The organism is Bartonella sp. AA86SXKL (assembly GCF_042196885.1).
This window is the reverse complement of record NZ_JBHIRE010000540.1, coordinates 1-239: the sequence shown is the minus strand read 5'-3', so window position 1 is coordinate 239 and position 239 is coordinate 1. Positions and strand designations below refer to the sequence as shown.

Sequence of the window (239 nt, the reverse complement as noted above, 5' to 3'; positions counted from 1 at the left end):
ATGATGATATATAATTTTCTACCAGTTTTGCTGGTTTTGACTTTCAGATCCTCGGATTTTAAGTACCTTCATCGCAAAGTTAAAAAAACCAGAAATAATAAAGAATATGCCGTCTATCAGAAGGGTTCCTTTTGTTCCTGCATAGACAAGTGTAAATCCACTTAACCCAATACCTATAATAATGCTAAGTTCATAAACCATATCGATTGTCGCATTTGCATTGACCATATGTTCTCTCG

General features: G+C 34.3%; 1 pseudogene. It reads right to left on the bottom strand.

Going from position 1 to position 239, the window contains the following annotated elements:
• Positions 1 to 18: 18 nt before the first annotated feature.
• Positions 19 to 239: pseudogene (locus ACFIO5_RS13160) on the bottom strand (MFS transporter); the annotation flags it as partial.